This window comes from Shewanella sp. 5S214, from assembly GCF_041439795.1.
Taxonomy (GTDB): domain Bacteria; phylum Pseudomonadota; class Gammaproteobacteria; order Enterobacterales; family Shewanellaceae; genus Shewanella; species Shewanella vesiculosa.
In genome coordinates this window covers 66,081-80,192 of the sequence record NZ_JBGOOV010000002.1, presented here as the reverse complement: position 1 = coordinate 80,192, position 14,112 = coordinate 66,081, and the positions used below count along the sequence as shown (strand labels likewise).

Annotated in this window: 12 protein-coding genes; 7 read left to right on the top strand and 5 right to left on the bottom strand. The window is 41.1% G+C overall.

Annotated features, from left to right (window positions below):
• Positions 1 to 25: 25 nt before the first annotated feature.
• The 6 genes from ACED29_RS01680 to ACED29_RS01655 all read left to right on the top strand — a co-directional run bounded on the left by ACED29_RS01680 (position 26) and on the right by ACED29_RS01655 (position 4,466).
• Positions 26 to 685 carry a riboflavin synthase gene (locus tag ACED29_RS01680; RefSeq protein WP_182697889.1) on the top strand — a complete coding sequence of 220 codons (660 nt, stop codon included), beginning with the start codon at positions 26 to 28 and terminating at the stop codon, positions 683 to 685.
• Positions 686 to 798: 113 nt separating this feature from the next.
• Positions 799 to 1,902, top strand: a complete 1,104-nt coding sequence (gene ribBA / locus ACED29_RS01675; protein WP_124017595.1) for a bifunctional 3,4-dihydroxy-2-butanone-4-phosphate synthase/GTP cyclohydrolase II — start codon at positions 799 to 801, stop codon at positions 1,900 to 1,902.
• Between the two features lie 123 nt (positions 1,903 to 2,025).
• Complete coding sequence (gene ribE / locus ACED29_RS01670) at positions 2,026 to 2,502, top strand: 6,7-dimethyl-8-ribityllumazine synthase (protein ID WP_011636512.1); 477 nt, start codon at positions 2,026 to 2,028, stop codon at positions 2,500 to 2,502.
• Positions 2,503 to 2,515: 13 nt separating this feature from the next.
• Positions 2,516 to 2,920 carry a transcription antitermination factor NusB gene (nusB, locus tag ACED29_RS01665; protein ID WP_101085664.1) on the top strand — a complete coding sequence of 135 codons (405 nt, stop codon included), beginning with the start codon at positions 2,516 to 2,518 and terminating at the stop codon, positions 2,918 to 2,920.
• Positions 2,921 to 3,007: 87 nt separating this feature from the next.
• Positions 3,008 to 3,964 (top strand): thiamine-phosphate kinase, encoded by a 957-nt coding sequence (thiL, locus tag ACED29_RS01660; protein WP_165870152.1) that lies wholly within the window; start codon positions 3,008 to 3,010, stop codon positions 3,962 to 3,964.
• Between the two features lie 10 nt (positions 3,965 to 3,974).
• On the top strand, positions 3,975 to 4,466 hold the full coding sequence (locus ACED29_RS01655; RefSeq protein ID WP_371696830.1) for a phosphatidylglycerophosphatase A: 492 nt from the start codon (positions 3,975 to 3,977) through the stop codon (positions 4,464 to 4,466).
• Positions 4,467 to 4,750: 284 nt separating this feature from the next.
• Here ACED29_RS01655 and ACED29_RS01650 read toward each other — a convergent pair whose 3' ends face one another.
• The 5 genes from ACED29_RS01650 to barA form a co-directional block, all read right to left on the bottom strand.
• Positions 4,751 to 5,893: a hypothetical protein gene (locus ACED29_RS01650; RefSeq protein ID WP_371696829.1), complete on the bottom strand. Its 1,143-nt coding sequence runs from the start codon at positions 5,891 to 5,893 to the stop codon at positions 4,751 to 4,753.
• A gap of 71 nt (positions 5,894 to 5,964) precedes the next feature.
• Positions 5,965 to 7,623, bottom strand: coding sequence for a DNA repair protein RecN (gene recN, locus ACED29_RS01645; RefSeq protein WP_182697893.1), 1,659 nt, complete (start codon positions 7,621 to 7,623; stop codon positions 5,965 to 5,967).
• A 127-nt stretch (positions 7,624 to 7,750) separates the two neighbouring features.
• Positions 7,751 to 8,719, bottom strand: a complete 969-nt coding sequence (locus tag ACED29_RS01640) for an AEC family transporter (protein ID WP_124017590.1) — start codon at positions 8,717 to 8,719, stop codon at positions 7,751 to 7,753.
• Positions 8,720 to 9,072: 353 nt separating this feature from the next.
• Positions 9,073 to 9,669: a YjaG family protein gene (locus ACED29_RS01635; protein ID WP_124017589.1), complete on the bottom strand. Its 597-nt coding sequence runs from the start codon at positions 9,667 to 9,669 to the stop codon at positions 9,073 to 9,075.
• Positions 9,659 to 12,517 (bottom strand): two-component sensor histidine kinase BarA, encoded by a 2,859-nt coding sequence (barA, locus tag ACED29_RS01630; protein WP_124017588.1) that lies wholly within the window; start codon positions 12,515 to 12,517, stop codon positions 9,659 to 9,661. Before barA ends, ACED29_RS01635 begins: the two co-directional genes overlap by 11 nt.
• 102 nt (positions 12,518 to 12,619) lie before the next feature.
• Here barA and rlmD point away from each other — a divergent pair, with 102 nt between their 5' ends.
• Positions 12,620 to 13,984, top strand: a complete 1,365-nt coding sequence (gene rlmD, locus ACED29_RS01625; RefSeq protein ID WP_371696826.1) for a 23S rRNA (uracil(1939)-C(5))-methyltransferase RlmD — start codon at positions 12,620 to 12,622, stop codon at positions 13,982 to 13,984.
• Positions 13,985 to 14,112: the final 128 nt, after the last annotated feature.

Sequence of the window (14,112 nt, the reverse complement as noted above, 5' to 3'; positions counted from 1 at the left end):
GTTTATAAGCAAAAAGTGAGTCATTATGTTTACTGGGATAATCGAAGCCCTTGGCACATTACGTAAAATTGATCGAAAAGGTGACGATATTCGCTTAACGGTTGCTAGCGGTAAGCTAGATTTAACCGATGTAAAGCTAGGTGACAGCATTGCGACTAATGGTGTGTGTTTAACGGTTGTTGAACGTTTAGGTGATGGTTATGTTGCTGATATATCAGCTGAAACTGTCGCGTTAACCGGTTTTAGTCATTATCAAGTCGGCCAAAAGGTTAATCTTGAAAAAGCGGTTACGCCAACCACAAGGTTGGGTGGGCACATGGTCAGCGGCCACGTGGATGGCATCGCAAAAGTAGAGCAATGTGCTTATCGAGGTAAAGCGCTTGAGTTTTGGCTATCGACACCAGCGCAATTAAGTCGTTACATCGCTCACAAAGGTTCGATTACCATTGACGGTGTTAGTTTAACCGTCAATGAAGTTGATGGTCATCGCTTCAGATTAACCATAGTGCCTCATACTGCGGGCGAAACTACGCTGGTGCATTTGAAAGTCGGTGATAGCGTTAACATTGAAGTGGATTTAATTGCCCGTTATTTAGAACGATTAATGCAACCAGAAGCTCACCATGCACAGCCTTCATCGGGCGTGACCATGGAATTACTCGCTAAATCAGGTTTTTTGCGTTAGTTGTTGCCGTAAAATATCATTCGTACCCAGTACCCGAAGTGTAAAAACACACGGTATAAACAGATTTAATGCCTAAGGTTTAAATCGAATACTTAATCAATAAAGGTCTGACAATGGCGCTACATAGCATAGAAGAAATCATTGAAGATATTCGTCAAGGCAAGATGGTTATCTTGATGGATGATGAAGACAGAGAGAATGAAGGCGATTTGATTATGGCCGCTGATAAAGTGACGCCAGCTGCAATCAACTTCATGGCCACTTATGGCCGCGGATTAATTTGCCAAACCATGACCAAAGAGCGTTGTCAGCAGCTTAACTTACCTTTAATGGTGACCAACAATAACGCCCAGTTTTCAACTAATTTTACGGTTTCAATTGAAGCAGCAACTGGGGTGACCACAGGTATTTCAGCCCATGATCGTGCTGTAACAGTTCAAGCTGCCGTTGCTAAAGATGCTAAAGCCTCTGATTTGGTACAACCTGGACATATTTTTCCATTGATGGCGCAAGAAGGCGGGGTATTAACTCGTGCTGGCCATACCGAAGCGGGTTGCGATTTAGCGCGCTTAGCAGGATGTGAACCGTCAGGCGTGATAGTTGAAATATTAAACGAAGATGGCACTATGGCTCGCTGTCCGGATTTAGAAATATTCAGTGAAAAACATGGCATTAAAATAGGCACTATTGCCGACTTGATTGAGTACCGTAATACCAACGAAACCACAGTTGTTCGCGAAGCTCAGTGTAAATTGCCTACTCGTTTTGGTGAGTTTACTATGGTGACCTTTAGAGACACTATCGATAATCAATTACATTACGCCTTGATTAAAGATGAAGTAAAATCAAATTGTTTGGTGCGTGTTCATTTACAAAACACCTTCAATGATTTGCTGCATTCTGAACGTGATCAAAAGCGCAGTTGGCCATTAGAAAAAGCCATGGAAAGGATTGCTTTAGAAGGTGGTGTTTTAGTGTTGCTGGGTAATGATGAACATACAAGTAACTTATTGGCCAAAGTCAAAGCGTTCGAAGCTGAAGACAATGGTCAATCTCCAGCGCCAGCAATGTGGCAAGGAACATCTCGTCGTGTTGGCGTAGGCTCGCAAATTCTGTCGAGTTTAGGTGTTACGACTATGCGCTTATTAAGCTCACCAAAACGTTACCATTCATTGTCGGGTTTCGGTTTAGAAGTGACTGATTATATAGCTGAATAATTTTAGCTCGTGGTAAATTTAACAATTTCATTAATTGCATAGCGCTCAGGGCTTTTGGCTGTGATATTATAACGCCTCTTTTTGCCCCGAGCCGGGTGCTTTAGCTAATTTAGGTAAGATAGAATGAACGTAGTTCAAGGTAATATCGAAGCGAAAAATGCCAAAGTGGCGATCGTGATCTCGCGATTCAATAGCTTTTTAGTTGAAAGTCTGCTTGATGGTGCAATAGACACATTAAAGCGTTTTGGCCAGGTTAGTGACGACAACATTACTGTTGTTCGCGTCCCTGGTGCAGTTGAATTACCCCTTGCCGCAAAGCGTGTTGCAGCAAGTGGCAAGTTTGACGGTATCATTGCATTAGGTGCTGTCATTCGTGGCGGAACACCTCATTTTGAATTTGTTGCTGGTGAATGTAATAAAGGTCTTGCACAAGTTGCATTAGAGTATGATCTTCCTGTTTCATTTGGTGTATTAACCACAGATACCATTGAGCAAGCTATTGAGCGCTCAGGTACTAAAGCAGGCAATAAAGGTGGCGAAGCAGCCCTTAGTTTGCTTGAAATGGTTAATGTACTGCAACAACTAGAACAACAGCTGTAATAGTAGGAAAAGTATGAAACCTTCAGAGCGCCGTAAGGCCCGCCGTTTAGCCGTTCAAGCCATTTATTCATGGCAGTTAAGTAAAAACAAAGTTGCTGACGTAGAACATGAGTTTTTAACTGAACAGAACACTGACGGTGTTGATGTCGCTTATTTTCGTGAGTTGTTAACTGGTGTAGCATCAAAAACATCGCAAATTGATGAGCTATTAAAGCCGCATCTTGATCGTAATTTTGAAGAAGTGTCACCAGTAGAAAAAGCCATTGTGCGTCTGGCAACTTACGAGTTGACCTTCCGTAAAGATGTGCCGTTTAAAGTGGCGATTAACGAAGGTATCGAGTTAGCGAAAGCGTTTGGTGCTGAAGATAGTCACAAATTTGTTAACGGCTTGCTTGATAAGTTAGTGAAGCATAAGTAACACCAGAACGGTATCTTCGGATACCGTTTTCATTTGTTGTTAATGGTTTCAAAATTAAGGTGGACGGTTTACCGTACCAGACTGAATGTGAAAGAATTCCAACTCATTGAACATTACTTCCGCAATAAAGGCCAAAAAAGGCGCGATGTTGAATTAAGCATCGGCGATGACTGTGCGTTAGTGAATCCGGCAGACAATAAATCCATTGCGATTTCTTGTGATACTCTCGTTGAGGGGGTTCATTTTTTAGCCGACATCCCCGCCCATGCTTTAGGGTACAAATCGTTAGCGGTTAATCTTTCTGATCTTGCTGCTATGGGGGCGGAGCCAGCTTGGTTTACCTTAGCTCTCACACTACCTAGCGTTGATCAACCCTGGTTAGCCAGCTTTAGTGAAGGCTTATTTGAGATTGCCGAATACTACGGTATAGCCTTAATCGGCGGCGATACGACTCGGGGACCGCGCAGCATCAGTATCACCATTAATGGCCAAGTGATAAAAGGCACTGCGTTGACTCGTGCTGGTGCCAAAAATGGCGATTGGATATATGTCACTGGTACTTTAGGTGACTCAGCCTTAGGTCTTGATATTCTCAGAGGTGCCCAAAGCGTCAATACTGAAGATAAAGAATACCTGATTAATCGACATTATTACCCCACACCCCGAGTCTTGGCTGGTCAAGCACTGCGAACGCTTGCAACAAGTGCTATTGATTTATCTGATGGCTTAATATCCGATATTGGTCATGTGTTAACTGCATCGAAAGTGGGAGCGACAATCGATGTAAATAAAATTCCGTTATCAAAATCAATCAAAGCCAACCTCAGCCGTGAAGATGCTTTAAGTTATGCATTAACTGGCGGGGAAGATTATGAGCTGTTATTTACTGTACCTGAGTCACAGCGTGGTGCAATCAATACTGCTTTGATCCATGCTGGGGTGAAATTCGTTAAAATTGGTCAAATCTGTGCTGGTGATAAATTAAAATTAGTCGATGATGGCCAGGAATTTAACCTCATTTCACGTGGCTTTGTACATTTCTAATGTGAATATTATGAGACTATTAACCCAAGATAAATTTGTTAAAAAGCTGTCATTAGCACATCCAATACACTTTTTGGCACTAGGCTTTGGCAGTGGTAAAGCAGCAAAAGCGCCGGGTACCTTTGGTACTTTAGCTGCGATACCTTTAGTGCTTTTGATGCAACAATTAAGCTTAACCCATTACCTCATCATTACCTGTATTAGCATGCTTGCTGGATTCTATATTTGTGGAAAAGCTGCTAAGGACATGGGGGTGCACGATCATGGTGCTATTGTATGGGATGAAGTTGTTGGATTGATGATTACCATGATTGCAGCGCCTTTAGGTTTTATGTGGTTAGCACTTGGTTTTGTACTATTTCGCTTTTTCGACATTGTTAAACCATGGCCTATCCGGTGGCTCGATGCCAAAGTGCATGGTGGTTTTGGGATAATGATTGATGACGTATTAGCGGGTGTATTTTCGTTAATCGGGGTGCAACTTGCGCTTTATTATTTATAAGTAACCTGAATTTTGGATAACAAACGACTATCAAAAAGTCCTTTGTTTTCCTCACTGAGTTGATAGGCTTGTTATCGATGCATTCAGTAGCAAGATGCCGAATCTTGTTAAAATAATAAGTTTAGCGCGCGAGATGGCAAAATAAGTTCATTTTTATTACCTCCTCATCTTTATCTCGATTTCAGGTTAAGCACTTTATATATAAAAATTTATAAAACAAAAAAGAGCCCATTTGTGCTCTTTTTCGCTAACGGCATTTAATAAAATCAGTCGAAGTGAATTTATTAAGATGATGTTCCGGTAAGTAGATTAGTGCGCAATTGCTCTAACTCTGTATTGATATTAGTTAATCGTTGCTTATAATCTGTTTCATAAACTGTGCAGTTAAATAGTTTACCAATCGGGTTGTAGCGTGACATCCATAATTGCTTTATATAATTGTCAAGAGAGCAGTAATCAGGCTTTATGACCGTGTGAGCAGAGCTCGTTGAAACCGGTTCCTTTACTAAGCTTACAATATACTCAGCCATAAGGTTGTCACTGTCTGTGGGCTTGTATAAAGCATCTGCTAGCCATTTTTCATAAAAGGCGACTTCATCAGACTGCACTTCAATTAGCATTTGTTCTCTGACATTATGAGCAAACTGCCATTCACCAGAAAATACTCTCTCAAAATCGTTGTTAGTTAATTCGAATGGCGTTTGCCAAGTGGTGACTTTATTTACAAACGCGCTATCGAGTGTCTTAGCTACAGTGCTGGCAAAGTTAAGTTGAGATTTGATGACGCTAACGGCAATCATATGGTTGACTATAGAGCGAGATGAGTGATAAACCATATTCCAGAATTGAGCATCTGTAGTTAAAAATGTTAACAAGGCCTCATTAGCATTAAGTTTAGGGGCCCCGTCAAAGTTGATTAAAACGCTAAGTTCACTGATTGCTCGTAAGTTAAGTAGTGGTAACCATTTAAATAGACTCTCAGGTGTTAAATACTGAATATCTTCTTGCCAATAAGGCATTTCAATCAGCTTGTTATAATGGGTGATATTGGCTTTATGTGCCTTAATTGTTTGTAAAATACTATCGTTATTTTTTTCAATAAATTCATTACAGCTTGCTACATCTGTTTGATAACACGATTTTTTGTAATCGCTTAATAGTTGATTTTCTTCATCATTGAAACTTAATGTAGTGGCCATTTCTTTAGCCGTTACATCCTCAATAGTGCCGCTAAAAGCTTGCAAATATACAAAACCATTTTGGGCAGGGTCAATCGATTGTTGTTTTAACCAAGTTTCAACTAAAAGCGTGTTAGGTGACTTTGTTCTGTCTGTGGCGTTAATGGCCACTAAACAGACAACAATAAATACTAGTAAGCTGCACATTAGTCCGACAACAACACCCAAGCCCTTTATTACTTTGATCATTATGATTTATCCGTAAATCCATATTAACTTTACGTTAACATATTGATTTGCTTTTTATAAGTGCGTAACGATTATTGCAATAGTTCACGGGCGTTAGCTAAGGTGTTTTCGGTTATGACATCGCCACCCAATAAGCGTGCAAGTTCATTCACCCGTTGCTCTTTATCCAAGGCCTGCATGGTCGTTTCTGTGTTGCCACCTTTATTAAATTTATTCACAAACATGTGCTGATGACCATTACCCGCAACTTGCGGCAAATGGGTGACGCATAACACTTGGGTCGACTCGCCAAGACTGCGTAACATGCGTCCGACGACAGAGGCTGTTGGACCTGAAATACCCACATCAACTTCATCAAATATTAATGTTGGAGTGGCAACTTTTTTCGCCGTGATCACTTGAATCCCCAATCCAATGCGCGATAGCTCACCGCCGGAGGCGACTTTTGAGATCGGTTGCAATGGTTGTCCTGGGTTAGTGGTCACCATAAACTCAATGTTATCGCAGCCATTAACTGAAATGTTGTGCGGATTATGATTAATCTGAATGGTAAACTTACCCTTAGGCATGTTGAGTTCATGAATAGATTGAGTCACTAACTTATCTAATTCCTTGGCATAACGGCTGCGGCTTTGGCTGAGTTTTTGTGCATTGGTTAGATAAGCATTTCTGGTGTCTGCAAGTTGTTGTCTTATTTCATCTAATTTAGTTTCATCGTCAGCAAGTTCGGCTAATTCACTCATAAGCGCTTGATGATGTAGCGCTAGCTTGTCAGCACTCACATGATGCTTGCGCGCCAATTGCATTGCCATTGATAGGCGTTTTTCTAAATAGACGAAATGTTCAGGATCAAGCTCTAAACTACTTAAATAACTCTCAATTTCGCTAGCGCTTTCTTGTACTTGAATTAATGCATCATTGATCATAGTGCTAATCGGGCTAAGTGATTCATCGTAGCCTTGAAGCGTATCAGCAATAGTGGCCACTTTATTGAGTAGTGATTCGATATTAGCATCATCATTTTCGGTCAATAAATGCAAGCCCGCTTGGCAACGTTCAATTAGATCTGTGCCATTGGCTAAGCGTTTATGTTCCTGTTCTATTTCATCAAACTCATCTAAGCCTAAGTTGAATTCATTAAGCTCTTCAACTTGATATTGGAGTAACTGTTGACGAGAAATACGCTCATGCTGAGCTTGCTCAAGATCCTTCAGCTCGTTTTCAACTTGCTTGCAGCGTTGGTAGCTGGCACTGACACTATCGAGTAGTAGTCTGTGATTAGCGTAGTTGTCGAGTAGGTTTAATTGATGTTCGCTTTTGAGCATAGCGTGATGAGCATGTTGGCCGTGAATACCAATCAATAACTGGCCGATGGCTTTTAATTGCGTCACAGGAACTGGATTACCATTAATGTAGGCTCTTGAGCGGCCATCACTGCTAATGGTTCGACGCAATATACATTCATCTTCAGCATCGAGATCGCTATCTTCAAGCCAACGTTTAGCTAAAGGCACATCGACAAGGGTAAACCTTGCACTCACTTCGGTTTTGCTGGCGCCAGGTCTGACAGTATTGGCATCACTACGATTACCAAGACATAACCCAAGTGCATCGATTGCAATCGATTTACCTGCACCAGTTTCGCCGGTGATGCTTGTCATACCGGCTTTAAAATCGAGTTCTAAAAAACGCACGATAGCAAAATTATTGATGCTGAGTTGGCAAAGCATAATGAATTCCTGTCAATAAACGACCAAACCACTGTATTGATAAACAGTATATACTGATTTTATATACAGTAAAGTGGTTGAGGTAAAATTATTATTGACTATTTTATCGTCGAGAGTCGGTTGAACATTAAGCAATGGATTTTAAAAGTGTTTCTATTATAGGCAAACTGATAAAGGTGATTAATGTGCCATATAAAATCCCTTGAGCACTTCCATTGGCATTAATTTGGTATCGTTCAGCCAATAGATATACGCTTGCTGCCGTTGGTAAGGCTGCTAAAAGTACTCCCATAATCAGTAGTTGATGCTCTACGCCAAAGAATTTGAGTAATCCAAAGGCAATCAAGGGCTGAACAAATAACTTGAGTAAGTTAATGAAACTGAGTTCTATTATAAGTCCGAGACTGAACATTTTTGCGAACGATTGATGTCGTAACGCTTTAGCAAGTACCATTCCGATGGCAAATAGTGCACAAGGGCTTGAGGTATTGCCTATTTGATGCAGTACTAATGCCAGACTCTCTGGTAAGGTAATATGCAATGCCGATAGGCTGATACCAATGACGCTGCCCAGTACAATCGGATTTTTGCATAGTGCATTCGCCATGATGACGATAGCATGATCAGTGGATTTTTTGTCACGGCTGGCCAGTTCAATAGAGACCAATGCAAAGGCAAACATAAACACCGACAGTAAGCTGGCAATGGCAGCGGCAACTAAGGCGATCTTGTTACCTGGGAATAACAAGCTCAGTAATGGAATACCAATAAATGCAGTATTGCCAAAGGTGGCATTTAAGGCGCGCATTGCCGCAACGGCTTGCTGCTTAGGTTTGCGCCACAATGACACAGCAATCACCAATGCATAGGTAATGATCATCGCCAAACTAAAGCCACCAATAAAGCCCCATTGAATAATGTCTTCAATGCGTGTTTCAGCTAATACAATCAGTAAAATTGCCGGAAAGGCAATGTAGTAGACAAATTGATTGAGGATCAGATCGGTGTCGGCTGGCAAAAATCTCAATTTTTGTACAATACTGCCAAGCAGCATAATGATAAATACAGCGATTAGCGGGGTAAGAATACTGGACATCCCACGCAATTCCTTAACAAAATGACAATATGGTCACTTTACTGCGTTTTGCTAGGAGGATGCAATTAGGCTAAAGTTAAACGAGTGTTTATTTTTTACTTTTTGGCTCAAACTGACCTGGAATACTTTTGCTGATGACAATATTTCAAGTTCAGTAAAAATGCACTTACCGCCTTCAACCCGAAGAAAGAGCCTACTCGCACCAGATAACTAACGATTAAGGTCTAATTATCGATTTTTCATCAGACTGGATAAAAATGAAACTGTGATAAAAAATTTCATGGCGTGACACTCAATAAAAAGCCTGAATAACATCAGGCTTGGTTGTTTATTGGCAGTATCGGAGTCAGCCCCTATAGACTAATGCCAATATTAGACACACCGGCTTCGATAATCTCTTTACGTAAACCTTTAACCAGTTCGCTGGTGATTTCTGGGTTAGCTTCGATAATGTCGAGTAACATGCCTTGTAGTTCTTTTTCTTCTTCCATTACTGGGTGCGAAAATACAAATTCATCAAGTTCTTCATCCATTAATGATTCATCACTAATTGCTTCAATGTAATTTGCTACAGTGCTTGATGATAACTTACTAATATTAGTAATATCTTCTTCAATTTTCCCGTCTATAGCACCCATTAGCGTTGCAATGGCTACTGCTGCATCCATGGCAGGGTAAGCACCATAGGCTTCAAATTCACTAGGATCTGGAGTATTTTCATCAAGGCGTTGTAAATGCACGTCAATATTGAACTTAAGTTTTTTGTCATACTGGCTTTGCCACAGTAACTCTAAGGCTGTACTGAGCACCTGCGGTTGGCCAAATTCACACACTTCAGAAAATAATTGGTAGTTAGGCAACATTCGTTGGCACAATGCTAAAGCAAAAAGCTGCTTCTGAGGTAACGATAACGCTTTTAGGCGTTTGAAAAAACCGGATTTACTGGTCATGGGGTATATCCACTGATAGCTGATTTATGACTTGATTTGCTGCTGATTCTACCTTAGTTAACTCATCAAGTAACTCTAGTATTTCAGGTTCTAAGTCATCAATGGCAATTTTATGCTTTAATGCTGACTCAATATCCCGGCACAGTTTTTGTGTCGTAGGTACACCGCAATAACATGTTGCGCCGTGCAGTTTATGCACCGCTTGCACAAGTACCTCGGCATTTTTTGCAATTAATGCCTCATTAATCGTTGCGGTGGTTTCAGGTAATGAGTTAACTAGCATCTTTAACATGTCTAATGCTAAATCTGTTTTTTGATTGGCCTGGGTTAAACATAAATCCCAATTGAGCACATGAGTATCAAAATGGGTGAATTGCGGTTTAATTATCCATCGACTGATAACGCTTTTTAGTGACAGTTCATCAATAGGTTTGGGAAGGAAACCATCCATACCACTGGCTAATATGTTTTCACGTTCTTCTGCAATAGCATGTGCAGTAACGGCAATAATCGGCGTATTTCGATTGAGAGATCCTGAACGAATTTGTTTGGTTGCGGTAATGCCATCTGTGCCTGGCATTTGAATATCCATAAAGATTAAGTCAAACACTTGTGTGTTTGCTTGTTTTATCGCATCCGCGCCGTTATTGACTGTGACCACATTATCGACCAACTCTTTGAGTAGGGTATCAATTAGCTTTAGGTTGGCCATATTGTCGTCAACGGCTAATACGGATGCATTTTGGCGTTTGCTGATCTCATGGTTTATTTGTTCTGGTAAAGCCACTAAGGTTGACGGCATTGGAGGATAGATTAAATGATGTGCTAGGGTAAAATCGCTAACCGGAGTGTTGAGCAATACATCTGCATTGACTTTTAGTACATTGATTATCATGTCTTGGTCTAGACAGTCATGCAATAAAATAAGGCAGTCAGTATGCTGTCTGGCTTGTTGTAACAAATGGATAAAGGCTGCGTTGTCTGCAAACCCATGACAGCTAATGATGATGTAATCAAACTTGCTGTTTTTACTTTGCAAAACCGACGTCAGGTTTTCGGGATTGGCAACACTAGTGATAATTAATTGCCATGACACTAAGCGACGGTTAAGTGTGTCACGAGTTAATTCTCGTGGTTCATACAATAATACTGATTTATGTTGCAATACATCCACCGGCAGCACTTCACCAATCTCAAATTGACTGATCCCCAGTGGTAAAATAAACCAAAAGTTTGAGCCTTTATCGGGCGCAGAGGTAAAGCCTATTTGGCCGCCCATTTGGTTAATTAAGCGTTTGGTAATGACTAAACCTAATCCAGTGCCACCAAAGCGGCGAGAAATCGATGAGTCTGCCTGGCCAAATGCCTGAAATAGATACTCTTGCTGACTTTCATCAATGCCAATGCCGGTATCAATAACTTCGCAGCGTAAGGTAATATTATCGTCGTCCTGACCCACTAAGTGGATTTTGAGTATCACACTGCCTTTGTCGGTAAATTTGATGGCGTTACCGACTAAGTTGGTAATAATTTGACTCACTCTCATGGCATCACCACTGACGCTTTCAGGAACATTGGCATCGATATCAATGACTAATTCTAGGCCTTTTTCTTGGGCGCTTCCGGCAATAATGGTCAAGGTTTCGGTAAGGGTTTCACGCAATGCAAATGGCATTTTCTCTAATACCATTTTGCCGGCTTCTAGTTTTGAGAAGTCGAGAATGTCATTGATAATCCCTAATAAATTACTGGCACTGCGTTCAATAGTTTTAATGTAGTCGAGCTGGCTGGTATGCAATGGCGTTTTTAACAGCTGTCTTGCAAAACCTATGACACCATTAAGTGGGGTACGAAGCTCATGCGACATGTTAGCTAAAAACTCTGATTTTATCCGGCTTGCTTCAAGCGCTCGTTTCTTAGCTATATCGAGTTCTACGTTCTGAATTTCAATTTGTTCAAGTGTTTCGCGTAAATCTGAGGTTGCTTGATCAATGTTTTGCTGCATTTCATCGTGATATTCAGACAATGATCCTGCCATTGCATTGATACCCCGTTTAAGCAGATCGAGCTCGCCAATCAGATTTCCTTCAAGGCGAGTATCGAGTTTACCTTCACGAATTTTGGCAACCACTCGCACCATTTCGGTAATGGGGTAGTTAACGTATTTGACTAAACGGAAAGTGAAAAATAAGTTAAACTGTACGCCAATCAACACGATAATAAATGCGGCTATTGCTGCTCTATGCTGTTCAAGCAGAGCGTTTTCTTTGTTTAATAATACCGAAATATAGCCGAGTATTTTTTCTTGTTGGTTGTTGTAAATCGGCGCAATCATGCCATTGTTTGCCGAGGCATTATCGGTATTAGTGTCATTCTGGCGATTGATGTTGGCAACCGGTTTTAGTTCTAAGCCAGTATGAGATATTATTGGCACTCGAATGACTAAGGTATCGCCAATGGTTTCATGCTCTGTTCCAACCAAGTTAGCCAAAGGTTGCTTATAACGCATGGTTTCAAAATCTTTATGATAGTGCGATGTCACAAAGAGTTGGTTTTTGGCATCAAAAACAGCGATGGAGAGGATCAGGGATGCATTGTTTATCTGTGAAGCGGCGAGTAAAAGTTTAGTTGATTCACGGTCTTGATTAATAATGCCAAATTCACTGGCAATCGCTAACGGTTCGACAATGTTACTGCCTTTTTCAATTAAGGTTTGTTCCAATTCATAAAAGCGGTTTATCGTGAAATAACTTCCAAGTAGAATACCCACGACAATAGTGGGTGCTAACGCAAGTACCAGAACCCAAGAGCGTAGGCTGTATTTGGTCATATTGTTGGCACTTTTCATGTTTGTTAGGTATGTCCCTGTTACTTAATCGCGATTATTGCGTCTAGATTGCCAGAGATGGCGCACTCTTGACTAGTTTTTTATTCAATACCTGAGGCCGAAATGGCACAATTTTTCCAAGCTAAACCGAACAAATCTAAGCAATTATCAACAAAACTAAGCCTCAGTGTGACTCAACTTGACCATTTAGGTGCAGGTATAGCGCAGCATCAAGGCAAAGTGGTGTTTATTCCTGGTGTGTTGCCTGACGAAACGGCAACAGTGCAATTTGTGGAACAAAAGAAAAGCTACTCTAAAGCTAAGTTAATCGCGATTGAGCTTGCATCTGCTCATCGAGTCAAACCTCATTGTCCGCATTATTATGAATGTGGCGGCTGTGATTTACAGCACATGGACACACAAGCTCAGCGCGAACATAAACAAACGACCTTAGTCGACCTTATGAGTAAATCATCGATTGCTTCAGCGGTTGAGACCGATGTTGTCGCAGCTCCTATCGTGGGTGACAGTTGGCATTACCGTCGACGCGCCAGACTGGCAACATTATTTGATAAAAACACTCGTCGGCTGCAGCTGGGGTTTCGCGCAGCCAATAGCAATAAAATTGTTTCTATTCAGCAGTGTCCTGTATTAGCAGAGTCTTTATCGGCACTAATTACGCCATTTGCGGTTAATTTAAATCAACTCAAAGCGCGGTCAAGTTTGGGGCACGTTGAACTCACTCAAGCGGATAACGGTAATTTTGCAGTATTAAGAGTGACGAAAGTGTTACCCGCGTCAGATATTCGTTGGTTAACGGGTTTTGCTGAGAAACATCAAGTTAACTTATTATTGCAAGATGATGCCGGTCAATTGACCCAATTATATCCCTTGTTACAAACTGATGATGCGGTGACGTTACCTTATTACCATCTTGCGCAGGAGTCGGTGCGTTGTTCGTTTACCCCGGGTAATTTTGTGCAAGTTAACGGCGCGATTAATCAGAGCATGGTAGATCAAGCTATTGCGTGGTTAGACCCTCAGCCAGGCGAGCGCATTTTAGATTTGTTTTGTGGTGTGGGGAATTTCAGCTTACCTTTGGCATTGAAGGCTGCTGAGGTTGTCGCTGTTGAAGGTGTGCCTGAAATGGTACAACAAGCTAAACAAAATGCTATCGACAATAAACTGGATAACGTCACTTTTTATCATGCAGACTTAAGTGCTGATTTATCGACGCAACCCTGGCTGGGGAAAATTGATAAACTGTTACTTGATCCTGCCAGAGCCGGTGCCTTCGAAAGTTTACAATGGTTACAGAAAATGCAACCTAAAAAAGTGGTCTATGTTTCATGCAATCCGGCAAGTTTAGCTCGCGACAGTAGTGTATTATTAGCTAATGGTTATCGTATTGCTAAAGTCGGATTAGTGGATATGTTTCCACAAACACATCATATTGAAGCCATGGTGTTATTTGAATTAGATAAATAAACAGGCCGTTTTAGCGATATCGGAACTTAGGTATGCTAAAAATTTGTTCAACTAAACGCGATTAAATTGACAAACGTATGTAGAGCTTCAAGATAGGTCGTTTAGTTATTGTTAGCGCCATACAAACA

What these genes read in the sequence shown, in the direction of transcription:
- ACED29_RS01680 (WP_182697889.1), top strand. Translation starts at nt 26, where the DNA reads ATGTTTACTGGGATAATCGAAGCCCTTGGCACATTACGTAAAATTGAT.
- ribBA (WP_124017595.1), top strand. Translation starts at nt 799, where the DNA reads ATGGCGCTACATAGCATAGAAGAAATCATTGAAGATATTCGTCAAGGC.
- ribE (WP_011636512.1), top strand. Translation starts at nt 2,026, where the DNA reads ATGAACGTAGTTCAAGGTAATATCGAAGCGAAAAATGCCAAAGTGGCG.
- nusB (WP_101085664.1), top strand. Translation starts at nt 2,516, where the DNA reads ATGAAACCTTCAGAGCGCCGTAAGGCCCGCCGTTTAGCCGTTCAAGCC.
- ACED29_RS01655 (WP_371696830.1), top strand. Translation starts at nt 3,975, where the DNA reads ATGAGACTATTAACCCAAGATAAATTTGTTAAAAAGCTGTCATTAGCA.
- ACED29_RS01650 (WP_371696829.1), bottom strand. Translation starts at nt 5,893, where the DNA reads ATGATCAAAGTAATAAAGGGCTTGGGTGTTGTTGTCGGACTAATGTGC.
- recN (WP_182697893.1), bottom strand. Translation starts at nt 7,623, where the DNA reads ATGCTTTGCCAACTCAGCATCAATAATTTTGCTATCGTGCGTTTTTTA.
- ACED29_RS01640 (WP_124017590.1), bottom strand. Translation starts at nt 8,719, where the DNA reads ATGTCCAGTATTCTTACCCCGCTAATCGCTGTATTTATCATTATGCTG.
- ACED29_RS01635 (WP_124017589.1), bottom strand. Translation starts at nt 9,669, where the DNA reads ATGACCAGTAAATCCGGTTTTTTCAAACGCCTAAAAGCGTTATCGTTA.
- barA (WP_124017588.1), bottom strand. Translation starts at nt 12,517, where the DNA reads ATGAAAAGTGCCAACAATATGACCAAATACAGCCTACGCTCTTGGGTT.
- rlmD (WP_371696826.1), top strand. Translation starts at nt 12,620, where the DNA reads ATGGCACAATTTTTCCAAGCTAAACCGAACAAATCTAAGCAATTATCA.